Source organism: Burkholderia sp. BCC0405, from assembly GCF_902833075.1.
Classification (GTDB): Bacteria; Pseudomonadota; Gammaproteobacteria; order Burkholderiales; family Burkholderiaceae; genus Burkholderia.
In genome coordinates, this window is record NZ_CADFEO010000001.1 from 252,691 (window position 1) to 273,260 (window position 20,570).

The 20,570-nt window shown below is 67.7% G+C and carries 16 protein-coding genes; 10 read left to right on the top strand and 6 right to left on the bottom strand.

What is annotated here, in order from left to right; all coding sequences use genetic code 11:
• The first annotated feature begins 267 nt into the window (after positions 1-267).
• Complete coding sequence (locus HWX36_RS01180; RefSeq protein WP_175950464.1) at positions 268-852, top strand: RNA 2'-phosphotransferase; 585 nt, start codon at positions 268-270, stop codon at positions 850-852.
• Positions 853-864: 12 nt separating this feature from the next.
• Here HWX36_RS01180 and HWX36_RS01185 read toward each other — a convergent pair whose 3' ends face one another.
• Entirely contained in the window at positions 865-1,278 is a 414-nt protein-coding gene (locus HWX36_RS01185; protein ID WP_175950465.1) for a DUF3995 domain-containing protein, read from the bottom strand.
• A gap of 338 nt (positions 1,279-1,616) precedes the next feature.
• On the opposite strand from HWX36_RS01185, the gene ald reads away from it, so the two are divergent.
• Positions 1,617-2,732: an alanine dehydrogenase gene (gene ald, locus HWX36_RS01190; protein WP_046547648.1), complete on the top strand. Its 1,116-nt coding sequence runs from the start codon at positions 1,617-1,619 to the stop codon at positions 2,730-2,732.
• Between the two features lie 54 nt (positions 2,733-2,786).
• On the opposite strand, the gene polX is transcribed toward ald, so the two are convergent.
• From polX to HWX36_RS01210, 4 genes are all read right to left on the bottom strand, one after another.
• On the bottom strand, positions 2,787-4,556 hold the full coding sequence (gene polX, locus HWX36_RS01195) for a DNA polymerase/3'-5' exonuclease PolX (RefSeq protein WP_175950466.1): 1,770 nt from the start codon (positions 4,554-4,556) through the stop codon (positions 2,787-2,789).
• Positions 4,557-4,711: 155 nt separating this feature from the next.
• A complete protein-coding gene (locus HWX36_RS01200; protein WP_175950467.1) occupies positions 4,712-5,104 on the bottom strand; it encodes a TraR/DksA family transcriptional regulator in 393 nt (130 codons plus the stop codon).
• A gap of 409 nt (positions 5,105-5,513) precedes the next feature.
• Positions 5,514-6,929 carry an undecaprenyl-phosphate glucose phosphotransferase gene (locus HWX36_RS01205; RefSeq protein WP_244136277.1) on the bottom strand — a complete coding sequence of 472 codons (1,416 nt, stop codon included), beginning with the start codon at positions 6,927-6,929 and terminating at the stop codon, positions 5,514-5,516.
• A 2-nt stretch (positions 6,930-6,931) separates the two neighbouring features.
• Positions 6,932-7,714 carry a Crp/Fnr family transcriptional regulator gene (locus HWX36_RS01210; RefSeq protein ID WP_175950468.1) on the bottom strand — a complete coding sequence of 261 codons (783 nt, stop codon included), beginning with the start codon at positions 7,712-7,714 and terminating at the stop codon, positions 6,932-6,934.
• Between the two features lie 922 nt (positions 7,715-8,636).
• Between HWX36_RS01210 and HWX36_RS01215 the strand changes: the two genes are divergently transcribed.
• The 6 genes from HWX36_RS01215 (at position 8,637) to HWX36_RS01240 (ending at position 15,541) form a co-directional block, all read left to right on the top strand.
• Complete coding sequence (locus HWX36_RS01215; protein ID WP_175950469.1) at positions 8,637-9,419, top strand: Crp/Fnr family transcriptional regulator; 783 nt, start codon at positions 8,637-8,639, stop codon at positions 9,417-9,419.
• A 180-nt stretch (positions 9,420-9,599) separates the two neighbouring features.
• Positions 9,600-9,851 (top strand): acyl carrier protein, encoded by a 252-nt coding sequence (locus HWX36_RS01220; protein WP_089497115.1) that lies wholly within the window; start codon positions 9,600-9,602, stop codon positions 9,849-9,851.
• Complete coding sequence (locus tag HWX36_RS01225; protein ID WP_175950470.1) at positions 9,848-11,044, top strand: acyl-CoA dehydrogenase family protein; 1,197 nt, start codon at positions 9,848-9,850, stop codon at positions 11,042-11,044. The genes HWX36_RS01220 and HWX36_RS01225 overlap by 4 nt, the downstream gene beginning before the upstream one ends.
• Positions 11,041-12,006 carry an amino acid--[acyl-carrier-protein] ligase gene (locus HWX36_RS01230; RefSeq protein WP_175950471.1) on the top strand — a complete coding sequence of 322 codons (966 nt, stop codon included), beginning with the start codon at positions 11,041-11,043 and terminating at the stop codon, positions 12,004-12,006. Before HWX36_RS01225 ends, HWX36_RS01230 begins: the two co-directional genes overlap by 4 nt.
• Entirely contained in the window at positions 12,003-13,061 is a 1,059-nt protein-coding gene (locus HWX36_RS01235; RefSeq protein WP_175950472.1) for a DUF1839 family protein, read from the top strand. The genes HWX36_RS01230 and HWX36_RS01235 overlap by 4 nt, the downstream gene beginning before the upstream one ends.
• Positions 13,058-15,541: a glycoside hydrolase family 2 protein gene (locus HWX36_RS01240; RefSeq protein ID WP_175950473.1), complete on the top strand. Its 2,484-nt coding sequence runs from the start codon at positions 13,058-13,060 to the stop codon at positions 15,539-15,541. Before HWX36_RS01235 ends, HWX36_RS01240 begins: the two co-directional genes overlap by 4 nt.
• Before the next feature lie 46 nt (positions 15,542-15,587).
• On the opposite strand, the gene HWX36_RS01245 is transcribed toward HWX36_RS01240, so the two are convergent.
• Complete coding sequence (locus tag HWX36_RS01245; protein WP_175950474.1) at positions 15,588-16,979, bottom strand: sigma-54 dependent transcriptional regulator; 1,392 nt, start codon at positions 16,977-16,979, stop codon at positions 15,588-15,590.
• 1,358 nt (positions 16,980-18,337) lie between these two features.
• Here HWX36_RS01245 and HWX36_RS01250 point away from each other — a divergent pair.
• Positions 18,338-19,003: a drug:proton antiporter gene (locus tag HWX36_RS01250; RefSeq protein ID WP_244136278.1), complete on the top strand. Its 666-nt coding sequence runs from the start codon at positions 18,338-18,340 to the stop codon at positions 19,001-19,003.
• A complete protein-coding gene (locus HWX36_RS01255) occupies positions 19,000-20,556 on the top strand; it encodes a mannose-1-phosphate guanylyltransferase/mannose-6-phosphate isomerase (RefSeq protein ID WP_244136279.1) in 1,557 nt (518 codons plus the stop codon). The genes HWX36_RS01250 and HWX36_RS01255 overlap by 4 nt, the downstream gene beginning before the upstream one ends.
• Positions 20,557-20,570: the final 14 nt, after the last annotated feature.

Below are 20,570 nucleotides of genomic sequence, written 5' to 3' on the forward strand. Positions count from 1 at the left end.
TCTTTCGGGCCCGGCGACAAGTGCCGCGAATTATAAATGGAACCGGTTCCATTAAAAATCGCGCCAATGCAATTCAATGAATCGAAAATCGCAACAATTGAAAAATCCGGAAACCGGAACGCGCAAGGATCGTTCGATTACCGGCTGATGCAGGCGTCAGGGAGCGGATTGTTGTGTGGTGGGCTGCGTCGAAGGCTGTCTCTTTCCAGCCACGCAGCGCACCCGAGGGAGCCGATGTGCGTGGCGTTCTGGTAGCCTCCGCGACTCATGAATACATCGAAGAAAAAACTGCCGGCGCCCGACGCGACCCGCATCAGCCGAACCCTCAGCTACCTGCTGCGCCACGCGCCGGAGACGATCGGGCTGCAACTCGACCCGGAAGGCTGGGCCGACATCGACGAACTGATCACCGGTGCCGCCCGCCAGGGGCACCCTCTCGATCGCGCGACGATCGAAACCGTCTGTGCGACCAGCGACAAGCAACGCTTCGCCCTCTCCGACGACGGCCGTCGCATCCGGGCAGTACAAGGCCATTCGACGCCCGCCGTGCAGCGCCGCTATCCGGCCGCGCAGCCGCCCGAGCGCCTCTATCACGGCACCGCGACGCGCTTCCTGGATTCGATTCGGGCGCAAGGGCTGAAACCGGGCGCCCGTCATCACGTGCATCTGTCGCCGGACATCCGGACGGCGCTGGCCGTCGGCAAGCGCTACGGCGTACCGGTGATCCTCGAGGTCGATGCGCAGCGCATGCATCGGCAAGGCCACACGTTCTTCGTCGCGGAAAACGGCGTATGGCTGACCGACACCGTGCCGGCGGAATTCCTTAAGGAGATGGAGAGGCCCGCGCGCTGAGACGCGCGCTCATCACGGCCAGAACATCGACGCGATGGCAAGCGCCAGCGCCGCGCAAAGCGGCGAGTAGTAGCGCGTGTCCATGCGTGCGAAACGCGACCCGCGAATCCGCTTGAAGAAGCCGACGTAACGGAAATCACCGACGGCCCGCACCGCGAAGATGAGTGCGAGCGCAACGACCGCGAACGAGATCGTGCCGTGATTCGCGTGCTGCCCCAGCCACCCGGCACGCGCGGCAACCACGCACGCGCCGCCCAGCAATGCCGCCGCGACCGCGAGCGTGCCGATGGCGGTCGGCCGCAGCAGCGGCTCGCCGTCCTGCTCCGGAATGGCCGCCCCCTTGCCGCGCCGCCCGCCCAACGCCCAGTAGACGTGAATGAGCGCGATCGCGCAAAGCGTCGGCACGCTGAAATACGCTCCGGTCATGTCGGTCGATATCCTCGTCTCGTTGTCTCGCTATCGCGATATGTTGCCGGCAAGGTTCCGGCACGCGGCCTCGGTCCGCGCCACACGTGACGATACCGAAACCCGGCGACACCCGCATTGCGACGTCCGGTCGCAACCCGCCGTCCGCGACAGCGCATGTTGCGATGCAGTGCGCAAGCAGGCGGGCGCGGGCCGGCCGCTTGACTTCCCTTCGCGCACCACTACCCTGTTATTCCAGTACTGCGGTCGATACGCCCCCGCGCGATCGGCCGCACGTGCATCGTTCGCCACATTGCGCACCTGCACGACAACGATAACGAAGGCCATGGAGGCAACTCATGCTGATCGGTGTGCCGAAAGAGATCAAGAACCACGAATACCGTGTCGGCCTCACGCCGGCCGGCGCGCGCGAACTGACGCGGCACGGCCATCGCGTACTGGTACAGCGCGGCGCGGGTACGGCGATCGGCCTGCTCGACAACGACTACACCGCCGCGGGCGCATCGCTTTGCGACGGCGCCGACGAAGTCTTCGCGCGCGCCGACATGATCATCAAGGTCAAGGAGCCGCAACCGGCGGAATGCGCCATGTTGCGACGCGGCCAGATTCTCTACACGTACCTGCATCTCGCGCCCGATCCCGACCAGGCGGCCGCGCTCGTGAAGTCCGGCGCCGTCTGCATCGCATACGAAACCGTGACGGGCCCCGGCGGCGGCCTGCCGCTGCTCGCACCGATGAGCGAGGTGGCCGGGCGCATGTCGATCCAGGTCGCGGCGACCCACCTCGAGAGCCCGCGCGGCGGGCGTGGCTTGCTGATGGCCGGTGTGCCCGGCGTGCCGGCCGCGCATGTCGTCGTGCTCGGCGCCGGTGTGGTGGGCACCGGCGCGCTGCAGATGGCGGTCGGCCTCGGCGCACGCGTCACCGTGCTCGACACCAACGTGAACCGGCTGCGCCAGCTCGACCTCGTCTTCGCCAACCGGATCACGACCGTCTGCTCGAATGCGCACACGATCGACGAAGCCGTGCGCGATGCCGACGTCGTGATCGGCGCGGTGCTCGTACCGGGCGCATCGGCGCCGCGGCTCGTCACGCGCGACATGATCGCGACGATGCGCACGGGGGCCGTCGTCGTCGACGTCGCGATCGACCAGGGCGGCTGCTTCGAGACCTCGCATGCGACCACGCACGCGGCCCCGACCTTCGTCGTCGACGGCGTCGTGCACTACTGCGTCGCAAACATGCCCGGCGCAGTCGCGCGCACGTCGACCTTCGCGCTGAACAACGCAACGCTCACCCATGCGCTCGCGCTCGCCGACAAGGGCTGGAAGCAAGCGATGACCGACGATCCGCATCTGCGCGCGGGCCTGAACGTGTGCGACGGACACATCACGTACGAAGCGGTCGCGCTGGCGCTCGGCCTGCCCTATGTGCCCGCGGCCGGCGTACTGGCATGACGTGACCGCGTTCATGCATGGCCAGCCGCTGGCGGCACGCGCCGTCAGCCGCGCTCACGCGCCCTTCGCGCCGCCGCTGCGTTTCGACGCGCCGCCCGCGCCCATCGTGCGCGCCAGCAGCGGCCTTAATTGCGCGAGCGTGCGCGTGTTCAGCACGTCGGCCCGGGTGAGCCAGCCACGTCGCGCCTGATCGACGCCGTACGCAAGATTGTCGAGTTCGTCCGCACTGCACGCATCCGAGCCGATCGCCACCGGCACGCCGGCCTGCGCGGCCGCGCGGCACCAGATGTCCGGCAGGTCGAGCCGCCGCGGCTGCGCATCGAGTTCGACGAAGCAGCCGCGCGCCGCGGCGTGCTCGATCACGCGCGGCACGTCGAGTTCGCATGCGTCCCGCTCGCCGAGCACGCGGCCCGTCGGGTGCGCGAGGATCGTGAAATACGGATGATCCATCGCGCGCAGCATGCGCGCGGTCTGTGCGTCGCGCGACAGTTCGAAGCCGTCGCGTACCGCACCGACCACGAGATCGAGCCGGCCGAGCATTGCGTCGGGCGCGTCGAGGCTGCCGTCCTCGCGAATGCCGGCCTCCACGCCCTTGAGCAGCACGAAATCGTCGAACGACGCGTTGAGGCGATCGATCTCGTCGAGCTGCCGGGCAAGCCAGTCGAAGGGGTGGCGGCCGCCGCCGGCATGCGGTGCCCGGTCGGTGATGGCCAGGTACGCGAAGCCGTGTGCGCGCGCCGCATCGGCCATCGCGCGCAGGCTGTCGCGACCGGCCGATGCGTCGGTATGCGCATGCAGGTCGCCGTGGACGTGCTTGCGCTCGACCAGCGCCGGCAGCGTGCCCGCGCGCGCTGCGTCGATCTCGCCGCGATCCTCGCGCAATTCGGGCGGCACGTCGTGCAGGCCAATCGCGGCATAGACCGACGCCTCGGTCGCGCCGGCAATCCGTTCGTCGCCGCGAAACACCCCATACTCGTTGATCTTCAGCCCGCCGGCCTGCGCGATCCTGCGCAACGCGATGTTGTGCGCCTTCGATCCCGTGAAGTAGACGAGCGCCGCGCCGAACGCATCGGCATCGACGACGCGCAGGTCCACCTGCAACCCGCTGGCGAGCACCACGCTCGACTTCGTCTTGCCGTGCGCCAGCACGCGCACCACCTCGCCATAGCCGACGAACGCTTCGGCGACGGCCGTCGGATCGCGTGCGGTGACGAGGATGTCGAGATCGCCGACCGTCTCGCGGCGGCGGCGGAAACTGCCGGCCGGCACGGCCTTGCCGACGCCGGCAATCGCGCGCAGGCGTTCGAGCAGCGGCAGCAGCACGTGCGCCGCATCCGGCAGCAGGAAACGTTGGGGTTCGCGCTTGAGCCGGTCGTCGATCGCTTCGAGCAGATGCGCTTCGGTTTTCGCACCGAAGCCCGGCAACTCGCGCACGTGCCCGCTCTTCGCTTCCGCGCGAAGCTGCTCGAGCGAATCGACGTGCAGCGCGTCATGGAGCGCCTTCACGCGCTTCGCGCCGAGCCCCGGCACGTCGAGCAGCTCGACGATCGCGCCCGGCAACGCGTGACGCAGCGTTTGCTGCAATTCGCAGGTGCCGGTCGCGGCGATCTCGCGCAGCTTCGACGCGAGATCGGGCCCGATCGACGGAATCTTCCCGAGATCGTCGCCGTTCGCGATCATCGTCGCGATATCGCGCCCGTAGTCCGCGATCGTCCGTGCGGCGTTGCGATAGGCGCGCACCCGGAACGGATTGGCGCCCTGGATCTCGAGCATGTCGGCAATCTCGGCGAACACGGCCGCACACCCGGCATTGTGGATCGGCATGATCGGCGTGGCTCCCTTCCACGTGGATGACGCCGCGCGCGTGCGCAACGGCGTCTGCCCGCCCGGCGCCGCATGCTGACGCCGCCGGGCGCCCGTTCATCATCGTACGCCGGCCGCGCCACGCGCGCAGCGCCAATATGGCTCGGACGCCGGAGTCAGAGGGTGGCGCGCGGCGTCGTGGCGTAGTGCCGCTCGTAGATCGACTGGCAATGCGTGCAGCGCTCGGCGGCCGGGCGTGCCAGCAGGCGCTCGTAGCCAACCGAGCCGTCGCAGTCGATGCATTCGCCGTAGCTGCCGTCGCGCATCCGCTGCTGGGCGCGGCCGATCGCGCGCAGCTCGGTCAGTTTCATGGCGATCAACGCATGATCGACGTCGACGAAGAGATCCGCATTGGCCTCGTCGCCCTCGTCCGGCGACGCGCCGGCGAGGTCTGCGTAGGATTCCGACGCGCGCTGGCCTTCGCTGGCGCGGATCTCCGCACGCAACGTCTGCTCGATCTCGTTCAGCCGTTGTTTCAGCGTCTGCCGTTGTAGTGGGTCGAGCGACATGGCCGTCTCTCCTGTTCCGGGTTCCGCGCGGAGCATTGCGGCGCGCGGTGTCGCGCCGGTGCGCGGCGGGCAGGCGTCACCGCCTGTCACCGTGTCCGGATATGCGCCCGGGGACACGAAGCGCCGGACGCATTCGACGCAGGATAAACCCATTGAACACGCGTGTGTTGACCGGAATCAGCGTGCACCGCAGCGCTCGCCCTATGCCGTCCCAAACTGGGGACGGACGCAAAATCGCGACACGATCGCAAAACGAAGCGACATCTCCGATGGCAGGCGCAGACTCAAACGCCGCGCCCGCCGCCGACAGGCTGCCGCCCGGGGCGAATTGCGGGCTCGGCATGCGCGTGCAACGGCACGCCGCACTCGAATTCGCCGCCGGCCACGCAATATTCCGGGCCACGCTTCGTCAGAACGCGTTGCGCCCGATGAATCCCCGCACGACCGTCAACAGGATGATCTTCATGTCGAACCAGAAGCTCCAGTTCTGCATGTAGAACAGATCGAACTTCACACGCGCTTCCATCGCCTCGACCTTGCGCGTCTCGCCGCGATAGCCGTTCACCTGCGCCCATCCGGTGATGCCGGGCCGCACGCGGTAGCGATACATGTAGCAGTCGATCAGTTGCCGGTAGAAGTCGTCATGTTCGATCGCATGGGGGCGTGGGCCGACGACCGACATCTGCCCGAACAGCACGTTGAAGAACTGCGGCAGCTCGTCGAGCGATGTGCGCCGCAGGAACGCGCCGACGCGCGTGATGCGCGAATCGTTGCGCGACGCCTGCCGCACGACCCCCGGTTGTGCGCGATGCACGCGCATCGTCCGGAACTTCAGAATGTCGAACTCCCGGCCATCGACGCCCTTGCGGCGCTGCCTGAACAGCACGGGGCCCGGCGACGACAGCTTGACCGCGATCGCCAGCATCGACAGCAGCGGCAGCAACGGAATCAGCACGCCGAATGCGAACAGCCGGTCGAACGCGAACTTCGCCCACAGCTCCGGCGCCGAGCGTGGCGTGGTCGCGAGGTTGATAGCCGGCATGCCGAGCACGTCGGTCGCCGAGCGATCGACCAGCGCCATCTGCCGCACGTCGGGCAGCAGCCGCAATTCCACGAACTCGTCGCGCAACTCGCGGACGATGCGCTGGATCCGCCACTCGTGCGACATCGGCAGCGTGAGCCATACCTCGTCGATCCCGCCGCCGCGAATCAGGTCGCGCAACGCGTTCCAGTCGTCGATCACCGGCACGCCGCCGATCCCGCCGGAGGCAGCCGGTGCGTCATCATCGAATACGCACGCCGCCACGAAAGGGCCCTGCGGCGCGAGCTGCATCCGCTCGACCGCGACACGCCCGTAGGCCGTTGCGCCGACCACCGCGACGCGGCGCTGCCGCGCGCGCGGGTCGTCACGCGTCAGCGCGAGCGCCAGCAGCGCGGCACGGCCGAGCAGCAACGCGGCGTCGCCGGCCAGCACCGTGCGCACGATCCAGCGTGTCGTGATCGTGCCGCCGCGGTTCATGATCCACAACGCGGCGGCCACCGTCAGCACGCTCGCGCAGACGAGCGCCACCAGCGTTTGCGTCAGCGCATGCGTGCCGCCGTGCGGCGCCACGCTGCCGCGCACGGTGCGCAGATAGCGCGGCAGCAATGCCGCGGTCAGCACGCACAGCAGCGCGATCGCGCCGCGCTGCGCGTCGGACAGCCCGCGCCACGCGAGGCCCGACGCCGCCTGCGCGGCGAGCGCGCCTGCCAGCACGAACACGACGTCGGTCGCTGCGATCGCAGCACGCCGCATCGCATTCGTTCCACCGGGCTTCGACTGCATCGTCACGCACCACGGGCCGGGAACCCGCGATGCGCCTCCGGCATGCGGGGCCGAACCGGTGTCGGCCGCGCCGTCCCGCGCGTGCCGAGCAGCCTGCGATAGTCCGCGCGAATCAGGTCGTAGCATTCGCACGCGTGATGTTCGAGGCCGACGCGGTCGAGCACCGTGATGCGGCCGCGGCGCTGCCGGATCAACCCGGCTTCCTGCAGGTTGCCCGCCGCCTCCGTCACGCCTTCGCGCCGCACGCCGAGCATGTTCGCGATCGTCTGTTGCGTGACAGCCAGTTCGTCGCCGTCGATGCGGTCATGCGCAAGCAGCAGCCAGCGGCTGAGCTGCTCGCTGACCGAGTGATGCCGGTTGCACAGCGCGCTGCGCGAGATCTGCGCCATCGCCGCCTGGCAGTAGTTGAGCAGCAGCCGGTAGGTCTGCGGCGAGCGCTCGAATTCGGCGCGCATCACGCAGCTCGGCACACGATAGGCCATCCCGCCGATGCGGACCTCGACCCGGTGCGACGCCGCCGCGCCACCGACCATCGCCGCCAGCCCGACCACCCCCTCGCGGCCGACCTGCGCCACCTCGACCATCGCACCGTCCTCCATCAGGTGCTGCACCGACATCATCGACGTCGTCGGGAAATGCACGTGGCGCATCGGCTCGCCGACCCGGCCGAGCAGCCCGGCCTTGATCCTGACCAGTTCGAGATGCGGTGCGATGGTGCGGATGCTGTCCTCGGGGAGGGCATCGAGGATGGCATTCGCCGAGTAGCTCGAGTGAAGATGAAGCATGTCTGTATCCCTTTTATCGTCCGTGCCGCCTGCAGCCGCGTGCATGGAACTCGTTATCGCGATGCGCGCCCGGACGTTGCAGGGGTTGCGGCCACAACCCTGATTCCGACTGACCATCGGCTTGTTCTCCGCCGGATCGAGTCGGCCGTTCCGTTTCGACACGCCATCCCGAATAAGCGATTTACGTGCCAATACATGCCCATCCTTAATATATGAATCACGCCGGATTTAGATCACCCGAATATCCCGTTCAAAAACAAAAAAAGCGTCTCATTTCCGGACACTCTTCCGAGCGATGGACACTGCACGCCATTTGACTGATCATTTCTCGTGCATCCGACCGGGGCGGCCGCACCGGCGCCGCGAGGCTTGTCGCTCATATACTTACAGTCGATTTTCAATTGTTTCCATGATGTGGCGGATAGCACTCCGCTGCTGCATCACGCCTCACACGGTCGTTTGAAACTGTCTCAAATTTGAATCGCCACACTAATTTCCAGCTCTGTAACCCACCGCACAATTCGACATCAAGCCATTGATTTTTATACAATTTCTCGCGCCAGACATTGGTTTGTCAAATAATGTTCAATACCCGCCAAGCACTTTCCCCATGCGATGCACGCCCCCGATCGATTGATTCCCGGCCGACACGGAATGAATTCCCGAAGTCGCATTCAAATTCCGGATGATTAATTTCACCGAAATGAATCATTAATTCCGGATGACGTTTTAACCCAACCAAAATCGTCAAACTTTGTGAAATGACGCAATATGCAATTGTTCGATTTCAATGGCGTGCTAGCCTTTTCGCCAGTATCGTCACTCCATTTTTGACAAACACAATTCCGCACGATCGTGCGAATTCCCCATTTTCGGGGTATCGCCACGACGACGCGTGACCGCCACCCTACGAGGATGCGCCGTGACTCATCAGGCCCCTGACGCCGTCGCGTATGCGAACGGCATGATCGAGCTTTCCCACAGCTTCGATGCGAACCGCTTTCTCGCGGCCATCGACCGCGACGAGCTCGCGACGCTGGCCCCCCACCTTCAACTCGTCCACCTGAAATCCGGGCAAGTGCTCTGCGAGCCCGGCGACATGCTCGCCGCGGTCTACCTGCCCGTCACGACCGCGATTTCGTTGCAGTACGTGTCGTCCGGCGGCATGACGCTGGAAGTCGCCGAGATCGGCAGCGAAAGCGTGGTGTGCGACGACGTGATCGGCGGCAGCGGCCGGATGCCCTGCCGTGCCGTGGCCTGCCGCGACGGCTTCGTCTACCGGCTCGACCGGCGCATGTTCGCCGCGGCGTTCGACACATCGCCGGTCATCCGCCATCTCGTGTTCATGTGCGTGCGGCTGCTGATGGCGCAGGTCTCCCAGATCACGTTCTGCAGCCGTCATCACGTGCTCAAACATCAGTTATGCAGATGGTTCCTGCTCGCGTACGACCGGACGCGCAGCATCGAGATCCAGGTGACGCACAGCATGCTGGCGCAGATGCTCGGCGTGCGGCGCGAAACGGTCACCGATGCCGCCGGCGAAATCCAGAAGCTGGGCCTGATCCGGCAATACCGCAGCTCGATCGAGCTCGCCGACCTCGCCGGCCTCGAAAAAATGTCGTGCGGCTGCCGCGCGATCGTGCGCGACGAGATGAAGCGCATCCTGTCGGCCGATTCGGGCGTGCCGGCCGCGGCGCGCGCCTGATTGGCGTGCCGCATCGGGACGGCGCTGGCGCGCCGCCTGCGTGCCGGGTCAGCTGTTTGTAGGGTGGCGAACAGAACGCCGTGTCTGCCAATGGTCTACTGATGCCGGACTGCCGGGGGGACGTCAGCGCGTGTCGCGCGTCTGCCCGAGCGGACGACACCACGCACGCCGGAGCAGCACGTGAAAAAAGAAATCAGAACCATCCTGAAGCACGTCGCCCATCTCGAAGCCGCGATCGACTCGATCGGCGACGGGGACGATCTCTACGAAGCGGGCCTTTCGTCGCTCGATACGATCCAGCTGATGCTCGCGATCGAGAAGCAATTCAACATCGAGATTCCCGACGAGATGCTGAACCGCAACCTGTTCCGCAGCATCGACGCGCTCGCGGACACGATCACCACGCTGCAACGCACCGAGCATTCAGCATGAGCGCGCTGCTTCCCGAACTCGCGGCCGACAGCGATTCGCGTCGGCTCGACGAGGCCGCGCATGCCGTCGCTCAGATTGCCGCGCAGCACGCGGACGCGGTCGACCGAGACGCGCGCTGCCCCGTCGAGGCGATCGAGGCCATGCGCGCGCGCCGCCTGCTCGGCGCGATGGTGCCGCCCCATCTCGGCGGCGCTGGCGCGTCGCTGGAAGACATCGCGTCGGCCTGCTCGATTCTCGGCCAGGCCTGCGCGTCGTCGGCGATGGTGTTCGCGATGCACCAGATCCAGGTCGCCTGCATCGTCGACCACGCGCTCGACCAGGGCTGGCACAAGCTGTTCCTGCAGCAGCTCGTGCGTCACCAGTGGCTGCTTGCATCGGCCACGTCGGAAGACGGCGTCGGCGGCAACCTGCGTGCGAGCCAGTGTGCGCTCGAAACCGACGGCGGCGAGTTCCGGCTGCGCAAGTCCGCGCCGACGATCTCGTATGGCGACTATGCGGACGGCATCCTCGCGACCGCACGACGCGATACGGACGCGCCGGCTTCCGAGCAGGTGCTCGTCACGCTGCTGCGCGACGGCTACACGCTCACGCGCCGCGGCGAATGGGACACGCTCGGGATGCGCGGCACCTGCAGCAACGGCTTCGAGCTCGATGCGCGAGGCGCCGCCGTCCAGTGCCTGCCGGTGCCGTTCGCGAAGATCGCCGAGGAAACGATGGTGCCGGTGTCGCACATCCTGTGGGCCGCGGTATGGATCGGCGTGGCCGGCGACGCGTTCCACCGCGCGCACCAGTTCTTCCGCGCACAGGCACGCCAGACCGATGGCGCGCCGTCGCCCGCGTCGCGGCGCATCGCCGAATCGCTCGCGCTGATGCAGGCGATGCAGGCCCGCGTCGACAACGTGCTGCGCCTTCATGCGAATCCGGCGTCCCGCTCGTGGTCGGCCGGCATGGCCCGGGCCGCCGAGATCAACACGCTGAAGACCTACGTGTCGACGACCGCGCTGGAAGTCGCGCACCAGGCCATGATGATCTGCGGGATGGCCGGCTACAAGCAGGGCACGCCGTTCAGCATCGGCCGCCACATTCGCGACCTGCATGCGGCGCCGCTGATGATCAGCAACGACCGCATTGCCGTCAACACCTCGAACCTGCTGCTCGCGCTGCGTCCTGCGACGCTGGAGAAACATACGTGAACGATCGCCTTGCCGTGCCCTCCGCCGCCTCCGATGCACCGATCGACCGCGCGGGCGTCAACCCGCTGCGCGACGAACTGATCGACGCGGGCCTGCTGGTGTCCACCGGCATCCAGGGCCTGTTCGGCCGCAGCGAACGGTTCGAGCGCGTCGTGGAAGCGCTCGACGCGTTCGTCACGCGCATCGGCGCCGACCAGCAGGCCGAAGTGCTGCGCTTCCCGCCGGCGATGAGCCGCACCGAGTTCGAGCGCAGCGAATACATGAAGAGCTTCCCGCAGCTCGCGGGCAGCGTGCATGCGTTCTGCGGCGACGAACACCAGCACCAGCGCGTCTTGCAGTGCCTCGATCGCGGCGACGACTGGACGGAAAGCCAGAAGCCGACCTACGTCGTGATGACGCCGGCCGCGTGCTACCCGGTCTACCCGGTCGTCGCACGCGCAGGCGCGCTGCCGGCCGACGGCCGGATCGTCGACGTCTTCTCGTACTGCTTCCGCCACGAGCCGTCGCTCGATCCGACCCGCATGCAGCTGTTCCGGATGCGCGAGTACGTGCGGATCGGCACGCCCGAGCAGATCGTTGCGTTCCGCGAGACCTGGATCGAGCGCGGCACGCGGATGATCGAGATGCTGCGCCTGCCCAACGCGATCGACCTCGCGAACGATCCGTTCTTCGGGCGCGGCGGCAAGATCGTCGCGCACAGCCAGCGCGAGCAGAACCTGAAGTTCGAGCTGCTGATCCCGATCGAGCACGATGACCGCCAGACCGCCTGCCTGAGCTTCAACTACCACATGGACCATTTCGGGCTGCTGTGGGACATCCGCACCGCCACGGGCGACGTCGCGCACACGGGCTGCGTCGGCTTCGGCCTCGAACGGCTCACGCTCGCGCTGTTCCGCCATCACGGCCTCGACATCGATGCATGGCCGCACGCAGTCCGCGACGTGCTGTGGGGCACGCCATGAGATTCGTGTCCCGCGACGGCGACGCCACGTCGTTCGAGGATGTGCGCCACCGCGCGCGCCACTACCGGCCGCATCCGCTGCATGGCCAGGAGATGGTCTGGAAACAGACCAACTGCTACGTCGACATGTGGCTCGAGGTGCTCCGGTGGTGGGGCTTCAATCCGTACGCGGCGCTGCCGTTTACGATCGCGCTCGATTTCGAGGGTGACCAGTTCACGTTCTTCAAGTTTCCGCACGACGAACTGGAGCGGCTGTACGGCATCGTCGTGCAGGAGCACTCGATCTACGAGCCGCTCGACCAGCACATCGAGACGCAGGTTGCGCGCGGCCACCTGATGATCGTCGAGGTCGACGCGTGGTTCCTGCCCGATACGCGCGGCAGCAGCTACCGCACGCAGCACACGAAGACGACGATCGGCATCGATGCGATCGACCGCGCAAAGCGACAGATCGGCTACTTCCACAACAGCGGCTATTACGTGGCCGAGGATTTCGACTACGACGGGCTCGTCGGCGGCAGCTCGCCGATGACGCTGCCGCCGTACGTCGAATGCGCGAAGCGGCGGTTTGCGCCGCTCGACGAGCGTGCGCTGTGCGAAACGTCGCTCGCCGCGCTGCAGCGCCACCTGCGGCGCCTGCCGGTCGTCGACCCGATCGCCGCATTCCGGCGGCAGTTGCAGGCCGATGCGCGGACGCTCGCCGATTCGCCGCTCGAGCGTTTCCATGCGTACTCGTTCAACTCGGTACGGCAGCTCGGCGCGAATTTCGAGCTGTTCGGCCATTACGCGCGCTGGCTGCAGGCCAGCGGCTGCGTCGGGCCGTTCGCCGAGATCCGCGCCGCGTGCGACCGCATCGCGTCCGAAGCGATGGTGCTCGAATTCCGGCTCGCGCGCGCCTGCGCGCGCGGCAAGGAGGAGCGCGGCGAGTCGACGCTCGAAGCGATCGAGGCCGCTTACGCGGATGTGGTTGCCTGCGCGCGGCAAATCGCCTTGCCGCTGCGGCACGCGACGCCCGTGCGCAGCGACACCGCGGCAGCCGTGCCGGTCATGCGGTGACGCGCACGCGTGCCCTGCCCGCGTGGTCGATGCTGGCGACGGCCGCGGGGGTCGCACGGGAACCGCGCGACCTCCCGGCCGCCGGCGACGGCTGGATCCCGGCGACCGTGCCCGGCACGGTCGCGCAGTCGCTCGCGCTGGCGGGCCGGCTCGACGAAGCCGAATCGCTCGACGAGCGCGACCACTGGTACCGGATCGAACTGCGCGGACACGGGCCGCGCATACTGCGCTTTCACGGCCTCGCGACGCTCGCGCAAGCGTGGCTCGACGACACGCCGATCCTCCGCTCCGACAGCATGTTCGTCGCGCATGACGTATCCGTGTCGCTCGACGGCGCGCACCGGCTGACCCTGTGTTTCCGGGCGCTCGCCCCGCACCTGCGCGACACGCGCGCGCCGCGCCGGGCACGCTGGCGCACGCGGCTCGCCGAGCCGGCGGCGCTGCGCACGATCCGCACGTCGCTGTTCGGCCACATGCCGGGCTGGTTTCCGCCGCATGTACCGACCGGCCCGTGGCGGCCCGTGGACGTGCTCGATCCGGCCGACGGGCCCGTTCTCGTCGATTGCGACCTGCACGCGCGCATCGAAGGTGACACGGGCTGGCTCGATGCGGAACTGACGTTCGCCGCGCCGCTGCCCGACGCGATCGCGGCGCGGCTGTCGTGCGGCCAGCACCACGCCACGCTCGAACGTGCCGGCGCCGACCGTCTGCGCGCCAGCGTTGCGGTACCCAACGTGTGCCGCTGGTGGCCGCATACGCACGGCGAGCCGGTGCTGTACGACGTTGCGCTGCATCTCTGCGACGAGGTGCGGCCGCTCGGTGCAACGGGTTTCCGCACGATCGAAGTCGACGCCGGCGCCGACGGCAAAGGCTTCGGGCTGCGCATCAACGGCGTGCCCGTGTTCGCGCGCGGCGCGTGCTGGAGCAGTGCCGCGCCGCTCGCGCTGCACGCGGACGCCACCACCTACGCCCGCCTGCTCGGGCTCGCGCGCGACGCCGGCTTCAACATGATCCGCGTCGGCGGCACGATGACCTACGAGGCCGATGCCTTTCACGCGTGGTGCGACCGGCTCGGGCTGCTGGTCTGGCAGGATTTCATGTTCGCGAACTTCGACTATGCATTCGACGATCCCGCGTTCGCGGACAACGTCGATCGCGAAGCCCGGCAGTTCCTCTCGCGTCACGGCGCATCGCCGTCGCTCGCCGTACTGTGCGGCGGCAGCGAGATCGCGCAACAGGCCGCGATGTCCGGGCTCGGCCCGAAGCAGCGCTTCCTCGAGCTGACCGCCGACCGGCTGGCCGGCCACGCGGCCGCATGCCGGCCCGACGTCCCGTATGTGCCCGATTCGCCCGACGGCGGCGTGCTGCCGTTCGCACCGCGCGAACGCGTGTCGCACTACTACGGGGTCGGTGCCTACCTGCGCCCGCTCGACGACGCGCGCCGCGCGGACGTGCGCTTCGCGAGCGAATGCCTCGCGTTCTCGAACGTGCCGTGCGACGCGACGCTCGCCGAGCTCGGCTGGCCCGGCGTGCACGAGCCGCGCTGGAAGGCGGCCGTGCCGCGCGACCCCGGCACGTCGTGGGATTTCGAGGACATACGCGACCACTATCTGCAGACGCTCTACGACGTCGTGCCCGACCGGCTGCGGCGCGAGGATCCGTCGCGCTACTTCGAGCTGTCGCGCGCGGTCATTGCGGACCTGATGCGCGACACGTTTTCCGAATGGCGGCGCACCGGCTCGCGCTGCGCCGGCGCGCTCGTCTGGCAGTTCCTGGACGTGATGCCCGGCGCCGGCTGGGGGGTGATCGACGCCGCACACCGGCCGAAATCGGCGTGGCATGCGTTGCGCCAGGTCCTGCAACCCGTGCAGGTGCTGCTCGTCGACGAAGGCTTGAACGGGCTCGACGTGCATGTGGTCAACGAGCGCCCCGCGCCGCTGTCGGCCGCGCTCGAGCTCGTCGCGCTGCGCGACGGCCGCACACCGGTCGCGCAGGCCGGCTGCCCGGTGCGAATCGCAGCGCACGACGCCGTGCGGATCGGCTCGGCCGAACTGCTCGGCCGGTTCTTCGACTGGACCTACGCGTACCGCTTCGGGCCCTGCGAACACGACACCGTCGTCGCGACACTACGCACGGACGACGGCACGCTGTTGTCGCAGGCGTTCCATTTCCCGTCCCGCACACGTGCGGCCGTCCTGGCGCGCCGTGAACTCGGGCTGGAAGCGTGCGTGTCGCACACTGGCGACACGTGGCACGTCGACATCGACACACGGCACGTTGCGTGTCATGTGCAGATCGATGCGCCGGGCTACCTGCCGCGCGACGACTGGTTCCATCTCGCGCCCGGCACGCCGGCGCGCGTCGCCCTCGTTCCGCTCGACATGATCGGCAAGCATGGAGCCGCGGCCGATGGGCCGCCGGTCGTGGAAGTCCGGGCAGTCAACGCCGCGCGCACGGTGCGCGCCACGCAGGCCCGTTGACGCGGCGCTCGCGGCGGCTGAAAGCCGCGAGCGCCGCTGTCGAATCTCAGTCGGACGAGCCCGTGCCGCGCGGCCGCTCGATCCCGTACGCCTCCATCCAGCGATACAGCGTCGCGCGCGACACGCCGAGCTCGCGGGCCGACGCCGCGACGCGTCCGCGCGTGCGCAGCAAGGCGGTTTCGATCGCCTCGCGCTCGATCGACTTGCGGATGTCGGCCACCGACGGCGACGCGGCATCGAGGCAGTATTCGAGTTCGAGATCCTGCGCGGTAATCAGGCGCCCTTCCGTCATCACGACCGCGCGGCGCACGCGGTTGATCAGTTCGCGGACATTGCCGGGCCAGTCGTGCTTGTAGAGTGCCGTGATCGCATCCGTCGAGAAGCCGCGCACGCGATGGCGCGCGTCGCCACGGAAGCGTTCGAGCATGTGATGCGCGAGCAGCTCGATGTCCTTGCCGCGCGCGCGCAGCGGCGGCTGGTCGATGCGCATCACGCACAGACGGTGGAACAGGTCCGGCCGGAAGCGCCCTTCCGCCATCGCGTCCCGCAGGTCGACGTGCGTCGCCGACACGATCCGGACATCGACCGGCACCGGATCGCTGCCGCCCAGGCGATGAATTGCGCGCTCCTGCAGAAAACGCAGCAGGCTCGCCTGACTCTCGTGCGGCAGGTCGCCGATCTCGTCGAGCAGCAGCGTGCCGCCGCTCGCCGCTTCGACATAGCCGATCTTGCGTGCGTTCGCGCCCGTAAACGCACCGCGCTCATAGCCGAACAGTTCGGATTGCAGCAGATGCGGCGGAATGGCGCCGCAGTTGACCGCGACGAACGGGCCGTTGCGGCGCTCCGAATGGCGATGGATCGCGACCGCCGTCAACTCCTTGCCGGTCCCCGTTTCGCCGAACACGAACACCGGTGCGTCCGTGCGCGCGAAGCGCCGCACCGTATCGAACAGCCGCAGCATCGCGCTGCAGGTGCCGACGATGCCTTTCTCCTCCGATTCGAGCCGTTCGCGATCGCGCGCGAACAGGCACTCCATGCCGTACGCATGGCCGACCGTATCGGCGATCCGCTGATGCGAGGCGGGCAACGTGACGTAGTCGAAGCAATAGTCGCGCAACAGCGCGCGCACGTTCGGCGAAGCGGTCTGGCCGACGTCGACGAGTGCGACCCAGACGACGTCGCGCATCGACGCGCAGGTCGACGCGATGCTCCCGATCGCGTCGGCATGGCCGCCGCTCAGGTCGAGGATGCCGCAGGTGATTTCACCGGACGTGTCGCGCAGTTCGCTCGCCTGCGCAACGATCGACACTTTCCAGTCGCGTCGCGCCAGTTCCTTTCGCAGCATGACGGACGGCGACTGCGTCCAGTAAATCAGCGGACGCTGCCCGTTACCACTCCCCGCGCCGGCGCTCTTATCGCGCGTTATTGGCATATTCATAACGAACCATCACTTTCTCCACTCCGCGAACCGTTCGCGTGCGCTGCAGCCGGCGGCGCATGGCCACTTTTCCGCGCCGCGTTCCCGCAGCTTTGGCGAAGATCGAAACCGCACACGGCGAGAGCCCCCGGAGGTCGAGCCGGATGTCATCCGGCCTCGTTGTCATCGAACTCGAAGGGAACGCGCGGCTGCGGGAGCCACGACGTTCCCGCTTTGAGGCGACCCGCCATCCAGGCGGAGCGCGTCGGCAGACGGGAATGCCGTCGGCATGTGCGTCACGTCGTACACGACAGGTGCGCCCGATGCTGAACCGGATGGCCGCCAACCCGTTTCCGGAATGACCGCCGCATTTCATCCGCTCCTGAATTTACACCCCGTTTCGAGATGGTCTTGTTACCAAAAGATAAACCTGAATCAACCGGTTACGCGACCGGCCATGCAACCGGTCGCCCCGCACCACGCGCGTTTGAATACTGAGATTTGATTATCTACGAGTATTCCGGTCAATCAGTGGCAAATACTACTTTTCCCCAAGATGGGGACGGTTGATTGCCAGTGATTTTCACCGAAATCCCCGGGAATGGCCGATACCGCATTCCACCCGCCACATAATCGCGCGCGCCGCCGGACAGCCGAATCGTATCGCGGCGACGCCCGGCCCGCTCGCTCTGCGCTCGTCCGTTACATGCCGTAATCAACCGCACCGCGTCACGCATCCCGTTTCGCGGCATCGGGGCACGGCGAGACGCGTGCCGCGCACGCCGATCGCTCTCCGGCGAGTCGTCGCGGCCACATGTGAAGTCGGTCGCGCCGGCGCGCGCCTCCCGCAATGCAGCATGGCGGTCCGCCACGCGACGCTCAGGCTCGTCGGGACCGGATCCGGCGTTCCGTCGGCACGGATGCGGGCCGCCCGTCGTCGCCATCGGCCAGGCTGCGGCGCCTGATCCCAAGCCGCACCAACGGCATGCGGATGAAGGACGTGTACGCCGCACCGGCACGCCCTCTCCAGAAGGGATTCGACGACGCGGCACACGGTCGGCCTGCGCGATACAGCCGACCCCGTGCGTGAGTGCGTGCCCGGCGCCGCCATGCACGGCCGGCCCGTCGTGAACGCCCGCAATCTTCAAGTCCGGCCCCCGGTTCTTCATTGACATTCGATGTTGACTGGCCTCGCATCGAGGCGGCCCGTCAGGATGAGGCAATTATGAAAAGGCACCGGCCATCCCGGTGTGTGCTACCGCACCTTGCGGCGCTCGTGCGGCGCTCGTGCGGCGCTTCCCGGCTGCGCAAGCCGCACCGGCCAGGCGAATCCGGATCGTGAGTACGCTTTCGAACAGACCGACGCACCGCCCACCCGGATGATGAGGATCGCCGCGCTGCACGGGACGATCGCGTCCGTGCGGCACGGCATGCCGAAGGCATCACGCGAGGACAGCATCATGGAATGGCATTGTTGTGAATTCGAACACCTGGGCGCCGTCGACCTCTATGCAATCCTGCGCGCCCGCAACGCCGTGCTGGTGGTCGAAGACGCGCACACGCATCTCGACATCGACGGCAAGGACGCTGGCGCGCTGCATGTCTATGCAACCCTGCGCGACGGCGACGCGATGGAAGTCGCGGCCTACGCACGCATCCTGCCCGGCGACGACATCGACCCGGACGTCGTGATCGACAAGGTGCTCACGAGCGAGAGCCGCCGCGACGACGATACGCTCGAGCGGCTGATCGAGCGCGCCCTCACCGCCGCGCAGGCCGCATGGCCCGCGGCCGCGGTGCGCATGCACGTCCCGGCGCCGCGCCAGGCGTTCTACAAGCGTTTCGGCTTCCGCAAGGCCTATGGCCCGTATCTCGAACAGGGTGCGCCATTCGTCGGCCTGGTGCGATCGTCCGAGCGCGCTGCAGGCGCGCTGCGCAACCTGCTGTCGCGAGCCGTGTCGGCACACCGGCCGCGCAACGACGACGCGCGAGCCGACAGCCGCACACACAACCGGCAGCCCGCCGACACCGGAGCCAATCGATGACCCGCACCCTTCGTCCGGTTCCCGAGCCCGACCTGCCGTGCATCCTGCCGGTGATTCTCGCAGGCGGCTCCGGCACGCGGCTGTGGCCGCTGTCGCGCGAGCAGTATCCCAAGCAGTTGATCGAGCTCACCTCGAACGAATCGCCGTTGTCGGCGACGGCGCGCCGCCTGAACGGCATCGCGAATGCCGCGCTCGGCGACACGCTGCTGCTGGTCTGCGGCGAGCAGCATCGTGTCATGAGTGCCGCACAGGTCCTCGGCCGCGCGGCACCCGCCCGCATCCTGCTCGAGCCGGCCGCACGCAATACCGCACCGGCACTGACGCTGGCGGCACTCGACGCAAGCCAGCTCGCGGACGATCCCGTGCTCGCGGTGATGCCGGCCGACCACGTGATCGCCGACGTCGGCGCCTTCCAGGATGCGATCTCGCGTGCGGCGCGCTACGCACAGGAAGGCGCAATCGTCACGCTCGGCGTGCTGCCACGCCGCGCCGAAACGGGCTACGGCTACATCCAGGTCGGCGAGCCGCGCACGGGCCGTCTCGGCGGCCAGGGCGGCTACGCGATCGGGCGTTTCGTCGAAAAGCCCGACGCGGCGCTCGCCGAGCGCTATCTGCAATCGGGCGACTACTGGTGGAACAGCGGGATTTACGTCACGCGCGCCTCGGTCTGGCTGAAGGCGATCGCCGCGCTCGCGCCTGACATCCACGCGGCCTGCGAGACCGCATGGCGTGCGGGCATCGCCGAGGATCCGTTCTTCCGGATCGATGCGGCGGCCTTCGAAGCGTGCCCGTCGGACTCGATCGACTACGCGGTGATGGAGCGCCTCGCGGAACACGGCGAACTCGGCATCGAAGGCATCGTCGTGCCGCTCGCGGCCGGCTGGTCGGACGTCGGCACCTGGGATGCGATCTGGGAAATCATGCCGAAGGACGATCACGGCAACGTCGCGCGCGGCCCGATCGTGTTCGAGGATACGCAGGACAGCTTCGTGCGCTCGGAGGGCCGCCTGATCGCGTGCGTCGGGATGAAGGACGTCGTCGTGATCGAGACGCCCGATGCCGTGCTGGTCGCGAACAAGCACGACGTGCAGCGTGTGAAGAACGTCGTCGCGCGGCTGAAGACCGACAGGCGCCCGCAGGCGAGCGAGCACCGCAAGGTGCAGCGGCCGTGGGGCCATTACGACTCGATCGATCTCGGCGAGCGCTTCCAGGTGAAACGGATCGTCGTCGAGCCCGGCAAGCAGCTGTCGTTGCAAATGCACTATCACCGCGCCGAGCACTGGATCGTCGTGCGCGGCACCGCGAAGGTGACGCGCGGCAACGAGACCTTCCTGCTCTGCGAGAACGAGTCGACGTATATCGCGGTCGGCGAAGTGCATCGCCTCGAGAATCCCGGCCGGATTCCGCTCGAAATCATCGAGGTGCAATCGGGCGACTATCTCGGCGAGGACGACATCGTCCGCTTCGACGATCAATACGGCCGGCCGACGTGCCCGCCGGCGGAACTCGAAGCGGCGATGGCGGTGCCGCTCGCTCGATCGACGGCAGAATAGCTGCGCAGCCGGCA